Below are 21,763 nucleotides of genomic sequence, written 5' to 3' on the forward strand. Positions count from 1 at the left end.
CCATTTGGCCGTCCTTCGGCCGGGTGCGCTGAGGCGAGGATTCGTTCCTCAGCTCCGCTGATGTCCTTTTGCCGTCAGAGCTTGTCGCGGGTGCGCGAGCGCAGATTGCGCACCGGCCCGAGGATGACGTTGCCGGCGCGGTAGGTCAACGAGCGCCGGATGTCCTCGGCCCGGCTGCGCAGGATCTCCTGCCCGCGGGAGGCGTCGGCCAGTTGCCGCCGGTGCTGCTCCGCACGGGCCCGCATCTCGCGTTCGCGCACCGAGAGCCGCTGCTCGAACCACGCGGCCTTCGAGGCCAGCGCGGTGTTGGCGTGGGTCAGCCGCTCGACCACGGCGAGCAACCCCGGGATGTCGTATGCCGGCAGCGGCGTGTCCTGCCCGGTGGTCGGCACGGTGCGCCCGGTGGCGGCCTGCGGGTCGATGCCGGCCATGGCGACCAGGTTGCCGAGCATCGTCGCGTCGTCGATCGCGGCCGGCCACGGGTGCCGGGCGCCGCGCGCCCGCAGCGTGGCGACCAGGTCGGCGAGACCGGTGATCAGCGCGTCCTCGACCGGGGCCGACGTGTGCGCCGGTGCGATCACGACCAGATCGTCCGCGGTCCGCAGCACGTTGTCGGGTCGGACGTCGGCCACTTCGGCCGGCAGCACGCCGCCGTCGGCGCGCGAGCGGACGCCGTCGGCGAAGTCGCGCACTGCGACGCGCAGGGCGGTCAGGTCGCCGCCGGCGGCGGCGTCCAACAGGTCCTCCGAGACCAGGCGCGCGTCCTGCGGCACGTCGACGACCCGCTCGGTGCCGTCCTGCCCGACGCGCCGCACGGCGCCCGGGCCGTCCTGCGTGTAGCTGACCACCGCGCCTTGCCCGCCGGACTCGGTCACCGTCGCGGTGCCCGCACGGGGCAGACCGGTCACGACATACCACCCCGAGGCGAAGTCGAGGAGGCGCCCGGCCAGCACCGCCGCCCGGGTGACCCGGGTCGGGTCCGCGCCGAGTTGCCGGTATGACGGCGACGCCAGCACCACGGCCTCCAGCACCTGGCGCAGCGCACCGGCGGGTGCCGGATCGACGGAGGCGAGCACGGTCGGTTGCTGCCAGTCCGGGAAGGCGGCCTCGACCCGCGCTGCGTCGTCGGCGGCGCACAGCTCTCGGACCGCCTCGAGGCTGCGCGGCCGGGAGGCGTCGAAGGTGGCGGTCACCGACCAGTCGGCGTCGGTGTCGGTGGTGTAGCGCGACCGCAGCGCGGTCATCCGCTGCAGGCCGAGCTCGTTCTCGATGCCGAGCAGGAGTCGGCCACCGTCCGCGACCAGCGTGCGGACGTCGTCGTACGCCGCCCGCCAGGTGACCGGCTCCGCCTCCAGCGACTGCACGGCGGCCAGATCGGCCAGCACGACGACGGCGTCGAAGGTGTCCTCGACCTGCGCGGCGCTGCCACAGACGACCTGCACGCCGGTCACGTCCTGCAGCAGCTCACCGACCGTCACCGCGTCCGGGATGGAGCGGGTGATCACGGTCAGCGAGGGCGTCTCGTCGGCGAGTCCGGTGATCAGGTCCAGCGGCGCGGCACCGACGATCGCGACGCGACCCGCCCCGGACACCACCTCCCGGACGAGCGCGCGCACCGCCGTCGAGGCACCGACGACCTGCCGGTCGAGGTCGGACCAGTGCTGCATGGCACCGGGCACCAACCGCACGTTCTCCGGGCGTCCGGTCTCGGTCGACGTCATGCGATCCCCTTGTCTTGGTTGGTCTGGAGCAGTTCCCACTCGTGCTGCCAGCCGAGCGCAAGCCGCAGCTCGTCCGGCGACATGAGCGCGTCCCTGCCGAGCTCACGGTCGGCGGTGGCCTGCGCCGCGCCCGGGTCGAGGTGTTCACCGCGCATCTGCGGGAAGGTCCAGTCCAGCAGCGGCCCGCCGTCGAAGCCGGGCTTGACCCCGTGCATCTCCATCGGGTCGCCGTAAATGCCGCACTCCTTGCCCATCGCGGCTCCGTAGAAGGTCGCGGTCGCCAGCCGGTTGGAGCACAGCCGCTTGTGCCGCCGCACCTCGCGCAGCTGCTTGATCAGGAAGTCGGTGTCGCCGCCCTTCCAGAACTGGCCTCGGCGACCGTGGGTGATCACCCGGAAGCCGGCGTCTTCGTATTTGCGCCGGATCGCCGGGATCTCGTACTCCACGTAGTAGAGGCACATGGTGACCGGGCCGTCCTCGACCTCGTTGATCTGCGCGATCAGCCGGTCGTGGTCGCCGGAGACCGCTTCGTAGTCGATGGTGCCGTGGAACGGGTACCAGATCGTGCCCTCCGGCTCGGGGTCGTCCGGCGCCGGCGGCAGGAGCCGGTCCAGGTAGAGCATCGGTGCGCCGATCACCTGGTAGTCGCGCCAGCCGATCGCCTGCCCGCGCCGGCGACACACGTCGGACCAGGCGTATTTGGTGAACCCGATCGGCGGCTGGTGCCCGAAACCGAACCCGTGCACGAACGTCCAGCCGTGCTGCACGACGCCTTCGATGCGCGGCGGCGCGTCGAAGTCGAAGCCGCAGTAGTCGGCCAGGATGTTGGCGTGGCCGTACCAGTGGTTACTGGAGTCCACGTGGTTCTTCCTCCTCCGGGCGCGGGGCCGTCTCGGCTGCGGGCAACGGATCGCAATCTTGCCACCCGAGCCGGTGACGCAACGCCTGCGGCGTCCACCGCTGGTCGATCCCGAGCTCGCTCGTTGCGACCCGCTGCGCATCGGCGGGGTCCACCTGCGGGGTGTGCAGTTGCGGGAACAGGCGCAGCTGCCGGGCCATGCCGCCGAGTACGGCGTGGTCGTTCTGCAGCACCATCGGGTCGCCGTAGACCCCGATCTCGCGGCCCAGCGACGCGCCGTAGAGCAGCGCGGAGCCGAGCCGGTTGCTCACCACCCGGCGATGGGCGGACATCTCGGCGAGCTGGGCGTCCAGGAAGTCGGTGTCGCCGCCGGCGTTCATGTGCCCCCGCCGGCCGTGGGTGATCACCCGAAAACCCTTGTCGGCGTAGATCTTCCGGATCTCCGGACGCTCATAGTCATTCCAGTAGAGACACATCGTCAGCGGCACGTCACCCTCCATCGCGCGCACCTCGTCGGCGTATGCCGCGTGGTCCCCCACGATCTGCTGCCCCTCCCAGCCGTGGAACGGGTAGACGATCGTGCCCTCACCCGCAGGCGGCGGCTTCGGCTGCATGGCCAACAGGTAGCTCCACGGTGCGCCGACCACGACATAGTCCCGCTGCCCGAGCGACCAGCCGCGGCGCCGCACCGACTCCGACCAGACGAATTTCGGTGTGCCCGGGGTGAATTCGTGGCCCACGGCGAAGCCGTCGTGCAGGTTCCAGCCGTGCTGCAGGTAGCCCCAGATCGGGCCCGGGTCGGCGACGCCGCAGTAGCGGGCCAGCACGTCGGCATGGCCGTAGAAGGCGTTGGCGTGGTGCATCGACCTACTCGCCGACGAACCCGCGCACCAGCTCGATGACCCGGTCGACGTCGTCGTCGGTGAGGTCGGCGAACATCGGCAGGCTGATCTCCTGGCTGGAGTAGGTCTCGGCGACCGGGAACTGCCCCTGCCGCCAACCGAGTTCGGCGAAGATCGGCTGATGGTGCACCGGGATGTAGTTGACCTGCACCCCGATGTCGTTCGCGCGCAGGTGGTCGAACAACTCGCGGCGGCGGCCGTCGAGGACGCGCAGCGGGTAGAGGTGCCACATCGGGTCGGCGCCGTCCCGCTGGGTCGGGGTGCGCAGGGCCTCGATGCCGGCGAAGCCCTCGTTGTAGCGCGCCGTCACCTCGGTGCGGCGCTGCTTGAAGTCGGCCAGCCGCTTCAGCTGGTTGCTGCCGAGCGCGGCGAGCACGTCGGGCAGCCGGTAATTGAGGCCGAGCGAGTGCACCTCGTAGTACCAGCCGCCCTGCCCCTCGCCGTTACGCAGCTGCTCCGGGTCGCGCGTGTAGCCGATGCTCTTGAACAGCCGGGCCCGCTCCAGCACCTCGGGATCGGCGCCGACGACCGCGCCGCCCTCGGCGGTGGTGAGGTTCTTGGTCGGGAAGAACGAGAACGTCGTGACGTCCGCCAACGAGCCGACCGGCACCCCGTCGAGTGTGCCGCCGATCGAGTGGGCGGCGTCCTCAAGCAGCAGCGCGCCGCCCGCGTGCGCGAGCTCGCGGAGCGCCGGCGCGTCGATCGGGTGCCCCGCGTAGTCAACCCCGGCAATCACCTTGGTGTTGCTGGTGATTGCCGCCTCGACCGCCTGCGGGTCGAGGTTGCCGGTGTCCTCGCTCACGTCGGCAAAGACGATCTTGGCGCCTTGCCACATTGCACACGTGGCGGTGGCGAAGAAGGTCAGTGGGGTGGTGATGACCTCGTCCCCGGGCCGGAGCCCGAGGCCGGCGTATGCCGTGTGCAGGGCCGCGGTGCCGGAGGTGACCGACACGGCCGGCTCGGCGACCCCGGCGGTGTCGGCGACGGCACGCTCGAAGGCGGTGACCGCCGGACCGGTGGTGAGCCAGTCACCGCGCAGCACTGCGGCGACCGCCGCGATGTCCTCGTCGTTGATCGACTGGCGGCCGTAGTTCAACACTGTCGACAGGTTTCCTTTGCGCGTCGTGGTCCCTGGAGAAGTGGGGGTGACCTAGACGCCCGATTCGAGGATTTTGCGGATGTCGTCGGCGTCGATCCAGATGTCGTTCTTGTCCGAGGAGCAGTGGAAGCCCTCGGGCACGGGGGTGGCGTTCTCGATCGGCTTGTAACCCCAGCTGGCCAGCTCCGGCTGCAGCACGTAGTACTTGCCGTCCTGCACGATGACCGCGCGGCGGCCCTCCTCGGGCGAGATCATCTCCTCGTGCAGCTTCTCGCCGGGGCGCAGGCCGATGTCGTGCATCTTGGCGCCCGGGGCGATCGCCTGCGCGAGGTCGGTGACCTTGTGCGACGGGATGTGCGGCACGACCAGCTCGCCGCCCTGCATCATGTCGAAGGTGTCGAGCACCATCTGCACGGCGTCGGGCAACGTGATCAGGAAGCGGGTGCAACGCAGGTCGGTGATCGGCAGCGACTCACCCGCCTCGTGCAGCGCGCGGAACTTCGGCACGATCGACCCGCGTGATCCGGTCACGTTGCCGTAGCGGACGACGGCGAAGCGAGTCGGGTAGGCGGCGGCGTAGTGGTTGCCGAGGATGAAGAGCTTGTCCGCGGTGAGCTTCGTTGCGCCATACAGGTTGATCGGGCTGGACGCCTTGTCGGTCGAGAGGGCGACGACCTTCTTCACCCCTGCGTCGATTGCGGCCTCAATGACGTTCTGCGAGCCGAGCACGTTGGTCTTGACGAACTCGAACGGGTTGTATTCCCCGGTGTCGACCTGCTTCAGCGCCGCCGCGTGCACGACGTAGTCGACCTGGTGCATCGCCCGCTGCAGCCGTGGCAGGTCACGCACGTCGCCGATGAACCAGCGCAGCCGCGGGTCGTCGGCGAAGTGCTGGCGCACCTCCCACTGCTTCAGCTCGTCGCGTGAGTAGACGATCACCCGCTTGGGCTTCACGTCGTCGAGCAGGCGCCGGATGAACGCCTTGCCGAACGACCCGGTGCCGCCCGTCACGAGAACCGACGAACCTTGCAACTCAGACACTCAGGACTCCCGCATTCGGACGACATTCGAGGTCGCGCAAGGGCGCGCGGACCGCCCAAGAGGTTAACATTCGGGGGCGATGACCACCGCTCCTGCGACGCCCCGCGTCGGCCTGCGCTGTGACGCGGGAGCGCGCATCGGCGTCGGGCACGCGGTCCGGTCCCTCGCGCTCGGCGAGGAGCTGCGCAACCGCGGCCACCAGGTGACCGTGTGGGGTGACCTCGCGGACGTGCCCTGGTTGGAGACTTTGGTCACCCGCGCGCGTTTCGACCGTATGCCGGCAGCCACGACCGGACCGGCGCTCGCCGAGCAGGCACGGTCCGCCGGCTTCGACACGGTGGTGCTCGACGGCTACCAGCTGCCCGCCGACGCCGGCACCGCCCTGCGCGCCGCGGGTGCGACGGTGCTGGCGATGGTCGACGGCGAGTTTGGCGGCGGCCAGGAGGCCGACCTCTACGTCGACCAGAACCTCGGGTCGACGCCGCACGCCGGAGGTCCCGCGGGCTCGGTGGCATTGGCCGGGGCCGACTACGCGCTCTTTCGCGACTCGGTGCTCAACCGTCGGCGTGCGCCCGTTGACGTTGGCGAAATCCGTTCGGTGCTGGCGGTTTTCGGCGGCACGGACCCGATGGGCGCCGCGCCCCTCGTCATACCCGCTCTGCTCGCGACCGGCGCGCCGCTCGAGGTGACGGTGGTGGCCGGCAACCCCGGCATCGCCGCCCGACTGCGCGCGCTCACCCCCGGCCCGGGCCAGACCGTGCGGACCGTCCCGCCGGACCCTGACCTGGCAGCGCGCGCCGCCGCGGCGGACCTGGCGATCACTGCGTCCGGGTCCTCGGTGTGGGAGCTGCTGACGATCGGGGTGCCGACCGCGGTCGTGTGCGTGGCCGACAACCAGGAGCTCGGCTACCGCCAGGCGCTGGACGCCGGGGTCGCGACCGGGCTCGGGCGGTTGTGGCAGTTCGACGCCGCCCGCGCCACCGGGGCCCTGCGTGCCCTGATCGACGACCCCTCCGCGGCGGCAGCCCTCGCGTCGCGCGGGCAGCGCCTGTTCGACGGGCGCGGCCGGCAGCGGGTCGCCGACGCGCTGACCGCCGCTCAGCCCAGCTGAGTCGCCTGGTCACGCACCTGCGCCGGCGATGCGGCGGCGAGCAGCACGGTGGTCACCCCCGGCGTGGCGAGCGCGCGTTGCGCCTCATCGGGCGACTGGCAGCGCACCGCGACCACGATCTCCGGATGCTCCGCGGGCAGCTGATCGAGCAGTCCCGGTGCGACCTCGAGGTAGCCGATACGGCGATCGGCGAGCGCCGCGGTCAGCTCCTGCGCCCGCACCACGACCGACCCGAGCGCCCGGGCGACGCTCTGCGCGTTGAGCGCGACGAGCTCGTCACCGTGCGCCACGAAGTCCGACCATCCCGCGGTCGCGACCACGTCGACGCCGCCGACCCGAAGCCGGGCCATCGCCTCCCAGACCGCACCGTCGACGCCCTCCGGCATACCCGGTGGCAGCGTGACGATGACCCCGACCCGTTCGGACAGTCCGTGCGCGAGCGCCTGCCCGACACGCGGCGCGCTCCCGGCGTGCGCCAGGGAGGTCTCCAGGTGGGTGACCCCGGAGGCCGCCGCGAGTTCGAGCACCCGCGACGCCTCGGCCGCGTCCCGCAGCTCGCCGAGCCCGGAGGTGTCGAGCACCCACGGCCCGACCGCGAGCGGGTTCGGCATACCGCCCGGCAACGGCGCCGGCATCGCGCCACCGGCGGCGACCCACCGGTCGAGCAGTTCGCGCCAGGTCAACGCCAGCGGATCCTCCACTCCGGCAAGGGCTTTGGCGGCAATCGTGAAATCCAGCAGGGTGTCCACGGTGCACCGCACCCGACCGGCCGCGCCCTCCACCGGCGGCACCCAGGTCAGGTCCGCGCTGTGCCGGCGGATCCAGGGAGTCACGTGTTCCCGGTCGTATGGCGCATCCGCCTCCCGGTCCGCGGTGCGCAGCAGTCCCACGGTGAAGACCTCGGCTCCCAGGCCGTAGATGGTGTCGGTGGTGACCCGGATGTAGTCCTCCCCCGCGTCCTGCATGCGGTCGATGAGCTCGGCGACATACGTCCCGTCGGGGCCGACGTTGTCACCGGTGAGCCGGACGACCAGGTCGGCGTCGTCGAGATCGGCGGTGGCCGCGGCGAAGCGGTGCAGCGTGTCGTGCAGGTCTCCGCGGAAGACCGGGACGCCCGCATCGGTCAGTGCCGCTGCCAGCACGTCGTCCTCGGGTTCGGCGCTCGTGGCCACGACCACCTCGAGGCCGGTGTTCGACGCGCGCTGCGCGGCAAGCACGACCAGCGGCCGCCCGACCAGCGTGAGCAGCGCCTTCCCCGGCAGGCGCGACGACGACAGGCGGGACTGGATGACCACTCGGACGCGCATGGGGACCGACGCTATCTCCTGACGCTTGCCTACGCTGCTGCGGTGACCCCTGACGGACTGACCATGGCGCTGCGCACCAACGACCCGGGACGCCCCCTGCTCACCTGGTATGACGACAGCACCGGCGAACGCATCGAGTTGTCCGCCCGCACCCTGCTCAACTGGGTGGCCAAGGCGGGCAACTGGCTGGACCTGGAGGCGGCCGCCGAGCCGGGCGGTGTGCTGGCGTTGACCGTCCCGGCCGATCACTGGCGGGCGGTCTACTGGGCGCTGGCCGGGTGGAGTCGCGGGCTGACGGTCGACCTGACCGGCGGCGCGGGCGACGCGACTGTCGGTCTCGACACCGGCCCGGCCGGCGCAGACCTGGTCGAGCCGGCCGCGTCGCTCGCGGCCAGCCCGCTCCAGGCGATGCCGGACGCCCCGCCGCCCCCGGTGGGCACCTTCGACGACTCGACCCCGGCGATCACTGCGGCCAGGACGACCTACGCGGACCTGTCCGCAGCCGAAATCGCCCAGGACGCAAGGGTTCTCGTCGAACACGCGGATGCGGCACTGCTGGCTACCGTCGTGCGCGTGCTGCTCGCCGGAGGCTCGGTAGTGATCCAGCGCTCCGCCGACCGCAGCCGCCGAGACGACCGCCTCGCCGCCGAGGGCGTGACCCAGGTCTTGTAACCTCGATCACATGGACAAGGTTGTCTCCTCCGCAGCCGAAGCCGTCTCCGACATCAGCAGCGGATCGTCGCTGGCCGTGGGCGGATTCGGTCTCTGCGGCATCCCGAGTGTGCTGATCGATGCCCTGCACAAGGGCGCCGCGACCGACCTGGAGGTCGTCTCCAACAACTGCGGCGTGGACGACTGGGGCCTGGGGATCCTGCTGCGCGACAAGCGGATCCGGCGCATCGTCGCGTCATACGTCGGGGAGAACAAAGAGTTCACCCGGCAATACCTGGAGGGCGAGCTCGAGGTCGAGCTGACCCCGCAGGGCACGCTCGCCGAGAAGCTGCGCGCCGGCGGCGCCGGCATCCCGGCCTTCTACACCGCGACCGGTGTCGGCACCCAGGTCGCCGACGGAGGCATGCCGTGGCGGTATGCCGCGGACGGCTCGGTCGAGCTCGCCTCCCCGCCGAAGGAGACCCGCGAGTTCGAGTTCGCCGGCGGAACCCGTCCTTATGTGCTGGAGCGCTCCATCGCCACCGACTTCGCGCTGGTGCGCGCCGCCAAGGGCGACCGGCACGGCAACCTGGTCTTCCACTCCAGCGCCCGCAACTTCAACCCGCTCGCCGCCATGGCCGGTCGGCTGACGATTGCCGAGGTCGAGGAGCTGGTCGACCCCGGTGACATCGCACCCGACGACGTGCACCTGCCCGGCATCTACGTGCAGCGCGTCGTCGCGCTCACCCCGGAGCAGGCCGCCGACAAGCGCATCGAGAAGGTCACCACCAAGGACGGTCAGTAGACATGGCGCTCACCCGCAACGAGATGGCCGCCCGGGCCGCACGCGAGCTCGCCGACGGCGACTACGTCAACCTCGGCATCGGGTTGCCGACGCTGGTGCCCAATTTCGTCGCCGACGACGTCGAGCTGGTGCTGCAGTCGGAGAACGGCTTGCTCGGCGTCGGCGCCTATCCCGACGCCGATCAGGTCGACCCCGACCTGATCAATGCCGGCAAGGAGACGGTCACGCTGCGCCGGGGCGCGTCGATCTTCGACTCGGCCACCAGCTTCGGGATGATCCGCGGCGGCAAGGTCGACGCCGCGATCCTCGGCGCCATGCAGGTGTCGCAGGCCGGTGACATCGCCAACTGGATGATTCCCGGCAAGATGGTCAAGGGCATGGGCGGTGCGATGGATCTTGTCCACGGCGCGCGCAAGGTGATCGTGCTGATGGAGCATGTCGCCAAGGACGGCTCGGCCAAGATCCTGCCCGAATGCACCCTGCCGCTCACCGGCAAGCAGGTCGTGCAGCGCATCATCACCGACCTGGCGGTCATCGACGTGACGCCCGACGGCCTGAAGCTCGTCGAGGTCGCGGGCGGTGTCACCGAGGACGAGGTCCGCGAGAAGACCGCGGCGCAGTTGCACTGAGGGGCAACCCACGCCCGAGGCGTCTGCGCTGACGCGGCCGCCCGCGCGAGGTCAGCCGGAAACGGCGCTGGCCCGGTCCGCCTCGCGCTTGAGCCGCCGCTTGATCTGGGCGTCCTCGCGCGCCAACCGCCGGTCGACGGCTTCTTCCGGGGTCGGCAGCTGGTGCCCGTCACCGAGCAGGTCGCTCATGTAGCGGTCCATGATCTCGTCCATCGGCCCGTCGCCGACGAGCTCGCCGCCGTTGAGGTAGAGACCGCGGGTGCAAAAGCGCAGCAGGTCGGCCGAGGAGTGGGAGACCAGGAAGAGCGTGCGGCCCTGGTCGAGCAGGTTCTCCATCCGGTTGTAGCACTTCTCCCGGAAGGCGGCGTCGCCCACAGCGAGCACCTCGTCGACCAGGATGATCGGCTCGTCCAGGCAGGTGATCACCGAGAAGCCGAGACGCACCTGCATTCCGGAGCTGAAGTGCCGGAACGGCACGTCCAGGCCGGCCCGCACCTGCGGTCCGGCGAAGTCGACGATGTCGTCGAAACGCGCGTCGATCTCCTCGCGCGCCATGCCGTGCAGACCGGCGGTCAGATAGACGTTCTCGCGGGCGGACAACTCCCCGATGAAGCCGCCGGTCAGCTCGATGAGCGGGGCGACGCCCTCGCGCACCGTCGCCTTGCCCTCGTCGGGCAGGAGCGTGCCGGCGATCATCTTCAGCAGCGTCGACTTGCCACCACCGTTGCCGCCGACCAGACCGACGGCCTCGCCGCGACCGACCGTGAAGTTGAGGTTGCGCAGCGCCCAGAAGGTGTCCTTCTCGTGCGCGCTGCCGCCCCGGAAGATGATCTCGCGCAGCGACAGGTTGCGCTTGCGGCCGCGCAGGAACTCGATGCCGAGGTTGTCGACCTCGATGACCGGCCGGCCGGGGTCGGTCTTCCACTCCACGGTGCTCGGCACCGGTGGGAAGCCGTAGTCGGCCATCGTGCTCTTGTGCTCAGGGTCGTAGCCGGGCGGGTCGTTCTTGCGACGTTCCGGGCGCCACCGGAGCTTGCCGTTCTCCCCCATGACCGGCTCGCCGATCGGGCCCAGCTGCGTTGTGTCGTCGGACATCTCAGATCTCCTTCAGCACCGACGGCTCGAGTTTCTTGAAGACCCACATGCCGAAGACCACCCACAGGCAGGACACCACGACCGCGAGGATCCACGCGTGGTAGTCCGGCGCCTGGTGCGGGATGAACACCTGCCGGAACATGTCGTTCACCCCGGTGAGCGGGTTGAACTGCTGGATGTGTTTGGCCCATGGTGCCCGGTCGGCGAGGATCTGGCTCGAGTAGACGATCGGGGTCAGGTAGAACAGCATGCGCAGCGCGATGCGGACCAGCCGGACGAAGTCGTCGACCAGCGCGGTGACCGGCGCCATCACGAAGCCCATCCCGACACACAGCACGAATTCGATGAGCAGGGCCGGGATCCAGTAGAGGAAACGCTCCGGGTGGATCGAGATCTGGCCCGCGCCATACCGGAACCACAACATGAAGGCGAACAGGATCGGCAGCGACATCAGGAACTCGATGCCCTTGGCGATCACCAACCGGATCACCCACAGCTCGCGCGGCAGGTTGGTCGAGCGCACCAGCAGCCGCTCCGAGGACAGCGCGCGCGCCGACTCGGTGATCGAGGCGTTGAACCAGTTCCACGGCAGCAGGCCGGCGACCAGGAAGAGCACGAACGGCGCTCCGTCGCTGCGGGTTTCGGAGTTGGTGTGGTAGATCACGCCGAAGACGAACCAGTAGATCAGCGCCATCGCCAACGGGTCGATGAGCGTCCACAGGTAGCCGAGCACACTGCGGGCGTAACGCACCCGCAGGTCACGCTTCACCAGCGTCCAGAGCACCTTGCGGTGCTCGACAATGCGCCGCAGGCGCACAGCCATGTCCATCGGTTCCTCGTAAGTCTTCAGTCGGTATGGCGCCCGGCGGCGCCCGGATCGGAGCGTCGTCAGGCTACCCGGCGGTCTCTGGACGTTTGCTGAACGTCGCCGGTGAGGCGAATGCGGCTGGTCAGGAAGCCCCACCCCCAGGACAGGTGCATGGTCGCGAGCACCGGCGGGACCAGGGCCCGCACTCGGGGCGCCGAGCCGCGCGAGATCGCGGCGCCGCCGACGGTGATCGCCGCGGCATACCCGGCAGGCAGCACCCAGAGCGGGCGCCATACCAACCCGCCGGCCGCGCCGGCCGCGATGGTGACCAACGCCACGGGCGGCGCGAGGTAGCGGGCGTTCATCGAGCCCTTGTGCTGGCGGGCGACGACCCGGCGCCATTGGCCGTACTGGCGGTATTGGCGGGCCAGCGCGCGGAACGAGCCGCGCGGGCGGTAGGTGACCTGCAGCTGCGGGGTGAACCAGACCAGCCCACCCGCGGACCGGATGCGGTAGTTCATCTCCCAGTCCTGCGCGCGGGAGAAGCGCTGGTCGTAACCGCCGACCTTGTCCAGCCAGGAACGCCGGAACACGCCGAGGTACACGGTGTCGGCGGGCCCGGCCGCGCCGCCCTGCTTGAACCGCACGCCACCGACGCCGAGTTTCGACTTCATCGCGATCGCTACCGCGCACTCGAAGTCGGTGGTGCCCTGTGCGTCCATGATGCCGCCGACGTTCGCGGCCTCGGTCTCGGCAAGCGCACCGAGCGCGGTCGCGAGGTAGCCCGGGGAGAGGATGCCGTGGCCGTCGACCCGCGCAACCACGTCGTACGACGCGGCAGTGATCGCGGCGTTGAGTCCGTCCGGGGTGCGGCCGCTGGGGTTGTCGACCAGCTTGACCCGTGGATCGGCCGCGCTCAGCTCGCGGGCGACGTCCTCGGTGCGGTCCCCGGACGGGCCCAGCGCGAGGATGACCTCGATCGGGCACGGGACGTCCTGGGCGAGCGCGGCACGCACGGATTCGGCGAGATAACGCTCTTCGTCGAGGATCGGCATGATCACCGAAACGCCGTCAAATACGAGGGTTTCGGATTCAGGCACGCTCTCCAGGCTACATGAGCAATCCAGGCTGGGACGTTACCCTCATCCGGTGCCGGACGACGACGAGCCGATCATCATCGATACCCGCCGGGGGAAGGATGCCCCCCGGCGTCCTCGCCGACGGCCGACGGAAGAGCCGCAACAGATCCCGGTGCGCAGGGCCCCCGAGGGTCGGGCCGAGCAGCCCGCGCCGCCGCCCGGCTACCAGCCCGGATACGACTCGACGCGGGTGATGCCGACCCGGCCGGCCGGTTATCCGCAGGACGCGCCTGCCGCGTCGCGGGACCGGGCGCCGCGCCAGCCGGGGCGACCCGGCGGTCCTGGTGGACCCGGTGGTCCCGGTGGTCCCGGGCGGCCGGTGGGCCCGAACGGCCCGCGCGGGCCGCGACCCGACGCCGCGCCGGCGAGCGGTGTGCGTCCGCCGCGTCGCAAGCGCACCTGGCTGCGCGTGCTCGTCGTACTCGCGGTGATCGTCGCGCTCTGGGCCGGGCTGCTGGTGTGGGCCGGCATGTCCGCATGGGGCAAGGTCAACAAGGTCGAGGCGTTCCCGAGCGGCAACCGCCCGGGCGGCGGCAAGGGCACCAATGTGCTTCTCGTCGGGTCGGACTCGCGGGTCGGGATGACCAACGCGGAGGCCGACAAACTGCGCACCGGTGGTGCCAGCGTCGGCGGCGGCACCGCCCGCACCGACTCGATCATGGTGCTGCACATGCCGGACAGCGGGAAGCCGACGCTGATCAGTGTGCAGCGGGACAGCTGGGTCGACATACCCGGACACGGCAAACAGAAGATCAACGCCGCCTTCACCTACGGCGGGCCCAAGCTGCTGGTCCAGACCGTCGAGCAGGCGACCGGGCTGCGCATCGACAACTACATGGAGATCGGGTTCGGCGGCTTCGCCGGGGTCGTCGACGCGGTCGGCGGTGTGCGAATGTGCCTGCCGGAAGCGGTCAAGGACGACTACGCGCACATCGACCTGCCGAAGGGTTGCCAGAACCTCAAGGGCGCCGACGCACTGGGTTACGTCCGGTCGCGGCACGCGTTCGCCACCGGCGACCTGGCGCGGGCCCAGCACCAGCGCGAGTTCCTCGGCGCGCTGATGAAGAAGGTCGCCAGCCCCGGCAACCTGCTGGTGCCGTGGCGGCTGAAGAGCATCGGCGAGTCCGGCGCGAAGGGCGTCGCGGTCGACAAGGACATGTCACCGTGGCGGGCGCTGAAGATCATGTGGACGCTCAAGGGCATCACCAACGGTGGCCAGTCGGTTCAGGTGCCGGTCGCCGACGCCAACTACTACATCGGCGGTGAGTCGGGCGTGCTCTGGGACCAGACCCGGGCCAAGAAGCTGTTCGACGACCTGAACAACGACCGGTCGATCAGCGTCTCGCAGTAGCGCCCTACTTCAGCAGCTGGCGGGCCATCACCATGCGCTGGATCTGGTTGGTGCCCTCGTAGATCTGGGTGATCTTGGCGTCGCGCATCATCCGCTCCACCGGGTGGTCCTTGACGTAGCCGGCGCCGCCGAGCAGCTGCACCGCGTCGGTGGTGACCTCCATCGCGACGTCCGAGGCGTAGCACTTGGCGGCCGCGCCGAAGAACGGCAGATCGGCGTCGCCGCGCTCGGACTTGGCGGCCGCGACGTAGACCATCTGGCGCGCGGTCTCCAGCTTCATCGCCATGTCGGCGAGCATGAACTGCAGGCCCTGGAACTGCGCGATCTCCTTGCCGAACTGCTTGCGTTCCTTGACATAGCCGATCGCGTAGTCGAGCGCGCCCTGCGCGATGCCGACCGCCTGCGCACCGATCGTGACGCGGGTGTGGTCGAGGGTGCGCAGCGCGATCTTCAACCCCTCGCCGGGGTTGCCGACCATCCGGTCACCGGGGATGCGGCAATTGTCGAAGTGCAACTCCCGGGTCGGCGAACCCTTGATGCCGAGCTTGCGCTCCGGCTCACCGAAGCCGAAGCCCTCGTCGGACTTCTCCACCACGAACGCACTGATGTTGCGGCCGCGCTCACCGTCGGGGTCGGTCACGGCGAGGACGGTGTAGAACTGCGAGACCCCGGCGTTGGTGATCCACGACTTCTGCCCGTTGAGCACGAAGTCGTCCCCGTCCGCGATCGCCTTGCAGCGCATCGACGCGGTGTCCGAGCCGGCCTCCCGCTCGGACAGTCCGTAGGAGAACATTGCCTCGCCGCGCGCGACCGGCGGCAGGTACTTGCTCTTGATGTCGTCGTTCGCGGCGAGGATGACCGGCATCGAGCCGAGCTTGTTGACCGCCGGGATCAGCGAAGACGAGGCGCACGCGCGGGCGACCTCCTCGATCACGATGCAGGTCGCGAGCGCGTCGGCGCCGACCCCGTCGTACTCCTCGGCGATGTGCGGCGCGTGGAAGTCCGACGCCACCAGCGCGTCCAGCGCCGCCTGCGGGAACTCACTCTTCTCGTCGACCTCCGCGGCATGCGGGGCGATCTTGTCCTCGGCCACGGCACGCACGGCCTCCCGAAGCGCCTCGTGGTCCTCGGAGATTTTGAACAGCGGGTAGAGGTCGTCGGTCTGACTCACGATTGGCAGTTCCTACTCATCCTGTAACGGCTGGCTCACCGGTCGATCTCCGGCATACTCTCACGCCCGGATCGCTCGATGTCGTCGCGGTTGGCTCAGTCGTGTGCGAGCAGGTGACCACCGACGGGTACCGTTTGCCCCATGTCTGAGCGCAGCAGGATCACCGTTGTCGGCACCGGTTATGTCGGACTCTCGATGGCGGTGCTGTTGGCATCGGTCGCCGATGTCGTCGCCTTCGACATCGACGCCGACCGGGTCGCCATGCTGCAGCAGAAGCGCAGCCCGATCAGCGACGCCGAGATCGAGGACCAGCTCGCCACCGCCGACCTGTCGCTGCGCTTCACCCTCGACAAGGAGGAGGCGTATGACGGTGCGGAGTTCGTGATCATCGCGACCCCCACCGACTACGACCCGCAGACCAACTACTTCAACACCTCGACCGTCGAGGGCGTGATCGCCGACGTGACGGCCCTCAACCCGACGGCGACGATGGTGATCAAATCGACGATCCCGGTGGGTTACACCGCCGAGGTGTCCAAGAAGCTCGGCACCGACAACGTGATCTTCTCCCCCGAGTTCCTGCGGGAGGGCAAGGCGCTCTACGACAACCTGCACCCGTCACGGATCGTGGTCGGCGAGGTCAGCGACCGTGCCCAGCGGTTCGCCGACCTGCTGGTCGAGGCCGCCGAGGACACCGACGTGCCGGTGCTGCTCACCGACTCGACCGAGGCCGAGGCGATCAAACTGTTCGCCAACACCTACCTGGCGATGCGGGTCGCCTACTTCAACGAACTCGACACCTTCGCCGCACGGCACGGCCTCAACACCAAGCAGATCATCGAGGGCGTCGGTCTCGACCCACGCATCGGGCGGCACTACAACAACCCGTCGTTCGGGTATGGCGGCTACTGCCTGCCCAAGGACACCAAGCAACTGCTCGCCAACTACACCGACGTGCCGCAGACGCTGATCAGCGCCATCGTCAGCGCGAACACCACCCGCAAGGACTATGTCGCGAGCGACATCCTGTCGCGCGGCCCGAAGGTGGTCGGCATCCACCGGCTGATCATGAAGTCCGGCTCCGACAACTTCCGGGCCAGCAGCGTGCAGGGCATCATGAAGCGGCTCAAGGCCAAGGGCGTCGAGGTGCTGGTCTACGAGCCGGAGCTCGCCGAGCAGGAGTTCTTCGGCTCCCGCGTCACCCACGACCTGGACGAGTTGAAGCAGCGCGCCGACCTGATCGTCGCCAACCGCCGCACCGACGAGCTCGCGGATGTCGCCGAAAAGGTTTACACCCGAGACCTGTTCGGCTCCGACAGCTAGGGTTTTGCGAGCCGGGTGCGGCGGGGGGGTCGCCAAACTCACCGAAAAGGTGGTCCCGGCCCTCCCCCGCCCTCCTCCCGCGCACAAACTCACCGAAAAGGTGGCCGACGCGCCGCGCCAGCGAGCGCACACGGCGCGTCACGCACCTTTTCGGTGAGTTATGCGGGTATGGCGAGTTGCCCCGCGCGCACAGGCCGCAACCGTTTCGAGTTGTGCACGCCCAGGGCCCGCCGACCGCGCACAGGCCGCAACCGTTTCGACTTATGCACGCCCAGGGTCAGCCGACCGCGCACAGGCCGCAACCGTTTCGACTTATGCACGCCCAGGGTCAGCCGACCGCGCACAGGCCGCAACCGTTTCGACTTATGCACGCCCAGGGCCGACCGCGCACACAAACTCACCGAAAAGGTGACCCCGGCCCTCCCGCGCACACAGACTCACCGAAAAGGTGGCCGACGCGCCGCGCCAGCGAGCGCACACGGCGCGTCACGCACCTTTTCGGTGAGTTATGCGGGTATGGCGAGTTGCCCGCACTTCCCGCACACCTCCACACGCCGCACACCCCACACCCGCACGCCCCGCCCCCGCCCCCGCCCCGAGCCACAGCAGCAACCAGCCGCGCTACAGCTGCTCGCGCAGCTTGGCCCCCTTGGCATGCGCATGATCGCGCAGCGCGACCTGGAAGTCGCGCATCGCGGCGGTGAGGCGCTGACCCTCGGCATCGCCGGCTCCCCCGGCGGCAGCAAGCATCCGCACCGCAAGCAGCCCGGCATTACGGGCGCCGCCGATCGACACGGTCGCGACCGGCACACCCGCCGGCATCTGCACGATGGACAGCAGCGAGTCCATCCCGTCGAGATACTTCAGCGGCACCGGCACCCCGATGACCGGCAGCGTGGTCACCGACGCGAGCATGCCGGGCAGATGGGCCGCTCCCCCGGCGCCGGCGATGATGACCCGCAGACCCCGGTCCGCGGCCTGCTCGCCATACGCGATCATCTCGGCCGGCATCCGGTGCGCGGAGACGACGTCGGCCTCGTAGGACACCTCGAACTCGTCGAGCGCTTCGGCGGCCGCGCCCATCACCGGCCAGTCGGAGTCGCTGCCCATCACAATGCCTACCGCGGTCATTCCCGCACCGTGCCTTCCAGGTAGTCGGCGGCGTGCTGCGCACGAATCCGCAACTGCTCGAGGTCGTCGCCGTAGACGTTGACGTGCCCGATCTTGCGGCCCGGCCGGACCGCCTTGCCGTAGAGGTGCACCTTCAGCCCGGGGTCCCGGGCGAGCAGATGCCGGTAGGTGGAGTAGAGCTCCTCGTCGGCGCCGCCGAGCACATTGCCCATCACCGTCCACGGCGCACGCGGCGTCACCTCCCCCAGCGGCAGGTCGAGCACGGCCCGCAGGTGCTGCTCGAACTGCGAGGTCACCGACCCGTCCATCGTCCAGTGCCCGCTGTTGTGCGGGCGCATCGCCAGCTCATTCACCACGTATGACGGGGGCCCGCCACGACGGCCGGGCACCTCGAAGATCTCGACCGCGAAGACGCCGGTGATGTCGAGTTCCCCGGCAAGCCGCAGGGCCGCCTGCGCGGCCTGCGCCTGCAGCTCCGGGTCGAGGTCTGGCGCGGGCGCCAGCACCTCGGTGCAGATGCCGTCGGTCTGCACGGTCTGCACGATCGGCCACACCCCTGCCTGCCCGGACGGGCTGCGGGCCGCCAGCACGGCCAGCTCGCGGCTGAACGGCACGCGGGCCTCGGCGAGCAGCGGCTCCCCGTGGTCGAACCAGTCCTGCGCCTGCTCGGCGGAGTCGACCAGGCGGACGCCCTTGCCGTCATACCCGCCGCGCGGGGTCTTGAGCACGACCGGCCAGCCGTGCAGGTCGCCGAACGCAGCGAGCTCGACCCGGTCGGCCACCTGCGCCCACGGCGGGCACGGGATGCCGAGCTCGGTCAGCCGCTCGCGCATCACCAGCTTGTCCTGCGCGTAGATCAGCGCCTCGGGCTTGGGGTGCACCGGCACGCCGGCCTCGACCAGCGCGTGCAGCACCGGCGCCGGCACGTGCTCGTGGTCGAAGGTGACCACGTCGCAGTCGCGAGCGAAATCGAGCACCTCGTCCACGTCGAGGTGCGACCCGACGGGCGCCGACGGGATCACCAACGCCGCTGCCGCGTCTGCGGATTCGGCGAGGACACTGAGGGTGATCGACAGGTTCTCGGCCGGGGGCTGGCACATTCGGGCGAGTTGGCCGCCGCCGATGATGCCGACGACCGGGAAGCCGCCCGGCGCGCGCTTCGGTGCAATCACCCCGACACCTTAATCCGCACTCCGACACCCTCTTGACAGTGACCGCCCAGCGCCTACCTCTACTCTGGACCGTGTGCTAGGGGAACGCATCAAGACACTGATCCAGTCGGTATGGCGCGAGGCCGCCAAGTTCGGCGTGATCGGTGTCCTCAACACCTTCGTCGACATCGGCCTGTTCAACTACCTTGCCGGCGACGGCGGCCCGCTCGACAACAAGATCACCACCGCGAAGTTCATCAGCGGCGGCGTCGCCACGGTCTTCGCCTGGATCGGCAACCGCTACTGGACCTTCCGGCACCGCCGGAACCGGCCGGTGCACCACGAGGTGCTGCTGTTCTTCATCGTCAACGGCATCGCGCTCGGGCTGTCGACCGCGTGGGTGGCGTTCGCGCACTACACGCTGGGGCTGCAGGGCACCCTCTGGCTCAACATCAACGCGTTCATCGGGATCGGCATCGGCACGGTCTTCCGGTTCTGGGCCTACAAGAAATACGTCTTCGCCAACGAACCGGTGGACACCGAGCCGGTCGCCGAGGCACTCACCGACCCGATGCACGACGGCGCGGTCGACTCACCCGCGCAGCGTCACTCCGCGTGATCTGCTGACCGCAGCGCGGCGGTCACCGTGCCGCGCTCGGGCAATGCCGAAGGCACCGGGGTGCCCTCGGACAGGAAGAGCGCGAACACCGCCGGCTGCGCGCTGCGCAGCTCCAACCGGCCGCCATTGGCCTGCGCGAGGTCCCGCGCCAGCGCCAGCCCAAGACCCGTGCCGCCGGTGGTGACCCGGCGTTTGAAGATGTGCGGCGCGAGCGCCGGGTCGACGCCCTTGCCCACGTCGCTGACCTCGACCACCACCGACGGCCCGTTGCGCCGGGCCATCACCTCGACCGTGCCGCTGCCGTGCTGCAGGGTGTTCTCGAAGAGGGTCGCCAGGATCTGCAGCAGCCCGCTGCGGCTCGAGATCACCTGCAGACCGCGTTCGCCGCTCACCTTGACGCTGCGCCGGGCGGCGGCGAAGGACGGTTGCCATTCGCGCTGCAGCTCCGCGATCACCGAGTCCAGCGAGATGGTCGGCAGCGGGCCGCCACCCGGCGTCTCGCGCGCCCGTTGCAGCAGTTTGTCGACGACTCCGGTGAGACGCTCGACCTGGTCGATCGCGACCATCGCCTCCTCGTGCACCTCGGCGATCTCCTCGCTCATCGAGATCTCGTCGAGCCGCATCAACAGCGCGGTCAGCGGGGTGCGCAACTGGTGGCTGGCGTCGGAGGCAAACTCGCGCTCGGCCGCCAGGGTGCGGGTGAGGTTGGCTGCATGGCCTTCGAAAACCTGTGAGATGCGGTCGATTTCGTCGATCCCGCTGCGCAGTGGTTCGAAGATGATCGGGCCGTCCTCGACGCGCTCGGCGCGCCGGGTGAGCTCCTCCACCGGCGTAGCCGTCGAGGCCGCCTCGGCGAGGGTGAGGCGCCATACCACCAGCGCGGCGAGCACGCCGCAGGCCGCAACGACACCGCGCTGCCACCAGCCGGACGCCAGGATCAGGGCAGGGACGAGGACCAGCAGCAACGCCGGCAGCGCGATCCGCCAGCCCGACCGGGTCAGTCGCGCGCGCACCGGCGCTCAGTCCCCTCCGGCGGACTCGAACCGGAATCCGACGCCCCGCACGGTGGTGATGAACCGCGGTTGCGTGGCGTCGTCGCCGAGCTTGCGGCGCAGCACCGACACGTGCATGTCCAGCGTCTTGGTCGAGCCGAGCCAGGCGGTCTCCCAGATCTCGTGCATCAACTGCTCGCGGGAGACGACCTTGCCCTGCTCGCGGACGAGCACCCGCAGGAGCTCGAATTCCTTTGCCGTCAATTGGAGTTCGTTGTCACCCAGGAACGCACGGCGCGCCTCGGCGTCCAGGCGGACCAAGGGGGTGTCGATGACCTCGTCGGGCGGCGTGCGGCGCAGCAGCGCCCGCGTGCGGGCCAGCAGCTCCGCCAACCGGAACGGTTTGGTGACGTAGTCGTCGGCGCCGGCATCGAGACCGACCACGGTGTCGACCTCGTCCGCGCGCGCGGTGAGGATGAGCACCGGCACCGAGCTGCCGGAGGAGCGCAGCCTGCGGCATACCTCCAGCCCGTCGAGGGTCGGCAGCCCCAGATCGAGGATGACCAGATCGGGCCCGCTCTGGGCGCCATCCAGCGCCGCGGCCCCGTCCTCGCGGACCTCGACCTCGTAGCCTTCACGGCGTAAGGCGCGGGCCAGCGGCTCGGAGATCGCCGGATCATCCTCGGCCAACAGCACGCGGGTCATGGTGGCGATAGTAGTTCTCCCCCACGCCGGTTATACGGCAGAGTTTGCACAGTCTCAGGGCTACCCCCGGGGATAGCACCGCGGGGATGGTCAGGCCATGAAATATGACATAGCTTGCGGCGTATCAGTTCGAGCATGAGAGGTGGTTGGGCA

Annotated in this window: 21 protein-coding genes; 7 read left to right on the forward strand and 14 right to left on the reverse strand. The window is 69.8% G+C overall.

The window, feature by feature from the left end; translation table 11 throughout:
* Positions 1-74: 74 nt before the first annotated feature.
* The 5 genes from N2M23_RS19160 to pseB are packed head-to-tail and all read right to left on the reverse strand — an operon-like array spanning position 75 to position 5,622.
* Positions 75-1,721 (reverse strand): hypothetical protein, encoded by a 1,647-nt coding sequence (locus N2M23_RS19160; RefSeq protein ID WP_265447737.1) that lies wholly within the window; start codon positions 1,719-1,721, stop codon positions 75-77.
* Positions 1,718-2,581 carry a hypothetical protein gene (locus tag N2M23_RS19165; RefSeq protein WP_265447738.1) on the reverse strand — a complete coding sequence of 288 codons (864 nt, stop codon included), beginning with the start codon at positions 2,579-2,581 and terminating at the stop codon, positions 1,718-1,720. The genes N2M23_RS19160 and N2M23_RS19165 overlap by 4 nt, the downstream gene beginning before the upstream one ends.
* Positions 2,568-3,443 carry a hypothetical protein gene (locus tag N2M23_RS19170; protein ID WP_265447739.1) on the reverse strand — a complete coding sequence of 292 codons (876 nt, stop codon included), beginning with the start codon at positions 3,441-3,443 and terminating at the stop codon, positions 2,568-2,570. Before N2M23_RS19170 ends, N2M23_RS19165 begins: the two co-directional genes overlap by 14 nt.
* 4 nt (positions 3,444-3,447) lie before the next feature.
* The gene (locus N2M23_RS19175) at positions 3,448-4,581 is read right to left on the reverse strand and encodes a DegT/DnrJ/EryC1/StrS family aminotransferase (protein WP_265447740.1); all 1,134 of its coding nucleotides are present in this window, start codon (positions 4,579-4,581) and stop codon (positions 3,448-3,450) included.
* A 51-nt stretch (positions 4,582-4,632) separates the two neighbouring features.
* A complete protein-coding gene (pseB, locus tag N2M23_RS19180; protein ID WP_265447742.1) occupies positions 4,633-5,622 on the reverse strand; it encodes a UDP-N-acetylglucosamine 4,6-dehydratase (inverting) in 990 nt (329 codons plus the stop codon).
* 79 nt (positions 5,623-5,701) lie between these two features.
* Here pseB and N2M23_RS19185 point away from each other — a divergent pair, with 79 nt between their 5' ends.
* Complete coding sequence (locus tag N2M23_RS19185) at positions 5,702-6,733, forward strand: PseG/SpsG family protein (protein ID WP_265447743.1); 1,032 nt, start codon at positions 5,702-5,704, stop codon at positions 6,731-6,733.
* Here the strand turns inward: N2M23_RS19185 and N2M23_RS19190 are convergent.
* Positions 6,721-8,040: a cytidylyltransferase domain-containing protein gene (locus N2M23_RS19190; protein ID WP_265447745.1), complete on the reverse strand. Its 1,320-nt coding sequence runs from the start codon at positions 8,038-8,040 to the stop codon at positions 6,721-6,723. The two genes, N2M23_RS19185 and N2M23_RS19190, sit on opposite strands and share 13 nt — an antisense overlap.
* Positions 8,041-8,082: 42 nt before the next feature.
* On the opposite strand from N2M23_RS19190, the gene N2M23_RS19195 reads away from it, so the two are divergent.
* Genes N2M23_RS19195 through N2M23_RS19205 form a run of 3 tightly spaced genes read left to right on the forward strand, consistent with a single transcriptional unit; the run spans position 8,083 to position 10,125 of the window.
* The gene (locus tag N2M23_RS19195) at positions 8,083-8,712 is read left to right on the forward strand and encodes a TIGR03089 family protein (RefSeq protein WP_265447747.1); all 630 of its coding nucleotides are present in this window, start codon (positions 8,083-8,085) and stop codon (positions 8,710-8,712) included.
* A gap of 10 nt (positions 8,713-8,722) precedes the next feature.
* Positions 8,723-9,496 (forward strand): CoA transferase subunit A, encoded by a 774-nt coding sequence (locus tag N2M23_RS19200; RefSeq protein WP_265447749.1) that lies wholly within the window; start codon positions 8,723-8,725, stop codon positions 9,494-9,496.
* 2 nt (positions 9,497-9,498) lie between these two features.
* Positions 9,499-10,125 (forward strand): 3-oxoacid CoA-transferase subunit B, encoded by a 627-nt coding sequence (locus tag N2M23_RS19205; RefSeq protein WP_265447751.1) that lies wholly within the window; start codon positions 9,499-9,501, stop codon positions 10,123-10,125.
* A gap of 51 nt (positions 10,126-10,176) precedes the next feature.
* On the opposite strand, the gene N2M23_RS19210 is transcribed toward N2M23_RS19205, so the two are convergent.
* The 3 genes from N2M23_RS19210 to N2M23_RS19220 all read right to left on the reverse strand — a co-directional run bounded on the left by N2M23_RS19210 (position 10,177) and on the right by N2M23_RS19220 (position 13,083).
* Positions 10,177-11,220: an ABC transporter ATP-binding protein gene (locus N2M23_RS19210; protein ID WP_341870614.1), complete on the reverse strand. Its 1,044-nt coding sequence runs from the start codon at positions 11,218-11,220 to the stop codon at positions 10,177-10,179.
* 1 nt (position 11,221) lies between these two features.
* On the reverse strand, positions 11,222-12,043 hold the full coding sequence (locus N2M23_RS19215) for an ABC transporter permease (protein ID WP_265447752.1): 822 nt from the start codon (positions 12,041-12,043) through the stop codon (positions 11,222-11,224).
* A 65-nt stretch (positions 12,044-12,108) separates the two neighbouring features.
* Positions 12,109-13,083, reverse strand: a complete 975-nt coding sequence (locus tag N2M23_RS19220; RefSeq protein ID WP_265447795.1) for a glycosyltransferase family 2 protein — start codon at positions 13,081-13,083, stop codon at positions 12,109-12,111.
* A 94-nt stretch (positions 13,084-13,177) separates the two neighbouring features.
* On the opposite strand from N2M23_RS19220, the gene N2M23_RS21060 reads away from it, so the two are divergent.
* Positions 13,178-14,518 carry an LCP family protein gene (locus tag N2M23_RS21060; RefSeq protein ID WP_265447753.1) on the forward strand — a complete coding sequence of 447 codons (1,341 nt, stop codon included), beginning with the start codon at positions 13,178-13,180 and terminating at the stop codon, positions 14,516-14,518.
* Between the two features lie 4 nt (positions 14,519-14,522).
* Here N2M23_RS21060 and N2M23_RS19230 read toward each other — a convergent pair whose 3' ends face one another.
* Positions 14,523-15,689 (reverse strand): acyl-CoA dehydrogenase family protein, encoded by a 1,167-nt coding sequence (locus tag N2M23_RS19230; protein WP_265447755.1) that lies wholly within the window; start codon positions 15,687-15,689, stop codon positions 14,523-14,525.
* Between the two features lie 141 nt (positions 15,690-15,830).
* On the opposite strand from N2M23_RS19230, the gene N2M23_RS19235 reads away from it, so the two are divergent.
* Complete coding sequence (locus N2M23_RS19235) at positions 15,831-17,012, forward strand: nucleotide sugar dehydrogenase (protein ID WP_265447756.1); 1,182 nt, start codon at positions 15,831-15,833, stop codon at positions 17,010-17,012.
* A 621-nt stretch (positions 17,013-17,633) separates the two neighbouring features.
* Here N2M23_RS19235 and purE read toward each other — a convergent pair.
* Positions 17,634-18,143, reverse strand: coding sequence for a 5-(carboxyamino)imidazole ribonucleotide mutase (gene purE, locus N2M23_RS19240; protein WP_265447758.1), 510 nt, complete (start codon positions 18,141-18,143; stop codon positions 17,634-17,636).
* The gene (locus tag N2M23_RS19245) at positions 18,140-19,315 is read right to left on the reverse strand and encodes a 5-(carboxyamino)imidazole ribonucleotide synthase (RefSeq protein WP_265447760.1); all 1,176 of its coding nucleotides are present in this window, start codon (positions 19,313-19,315) and stop codon (positions 18,140-18,142) included. Before N2M23_RS19245 ends, purE begins: the two co-directional genes overlap by 4 nt.
* Before the next feature lie 73 nt (positions 19,316-19,388).
* Between N2M23_RS19245 and N2M23_RS19250 the strand changes: the two genes are divergently transcribed.
* The gene (locus tag N2M23_RS19250; protein ID WP_265447762.1) at positions 19,389-19,913 is read left to right on the forward strand and encodes a GtrA family protein; all 525 of its coding nucleotides are present in this window, start codon (positions 19,389-19,391) and stop codon (positions 19,911-19,913) included.
* On the opposite strand, the gene N2M23_RS19255 is transcribed toward N2M23_RS19250, so the two are convergent.
* Positions 19,901-20,926 (reverse strand): sensor histidine kinase, encoded by a 1,026-nt coding sequence (locus N2M23_RS19255; RefSeq protein WP_265447764.1) that lies wholly within the window; start codon positions 20,924-20,926, stop codon positions 19,901-19,903. The genes N2M23_RS19250 and N2M23_RS19255 overlap by 13 nt on opposite strands.
* Before the next feature lie 6 nt (positions 20,927-20,932).
* Entirely contained in the window at positions 20,933-21,610 is a 678-nt protein-coding gene (locus N2M23_RS19260; protein ID WP_265447766.1) for a response regulator transcription factor, read from the reverse strand.
* Between the last annotated feature and the right edge of the window lie 153 nt (positions 21,611-21,763).

Source organism: Flexivirga meconopsidis, assembly GCF_026162425.1.
In the GTDB taxonomy this organism is placed as follows: Bacteria; Actinomycetota; Actinomycetes; order Actinomycetales; family Dermatophilaceae; genus Flexivirga; species Flexivirga meconopsidis.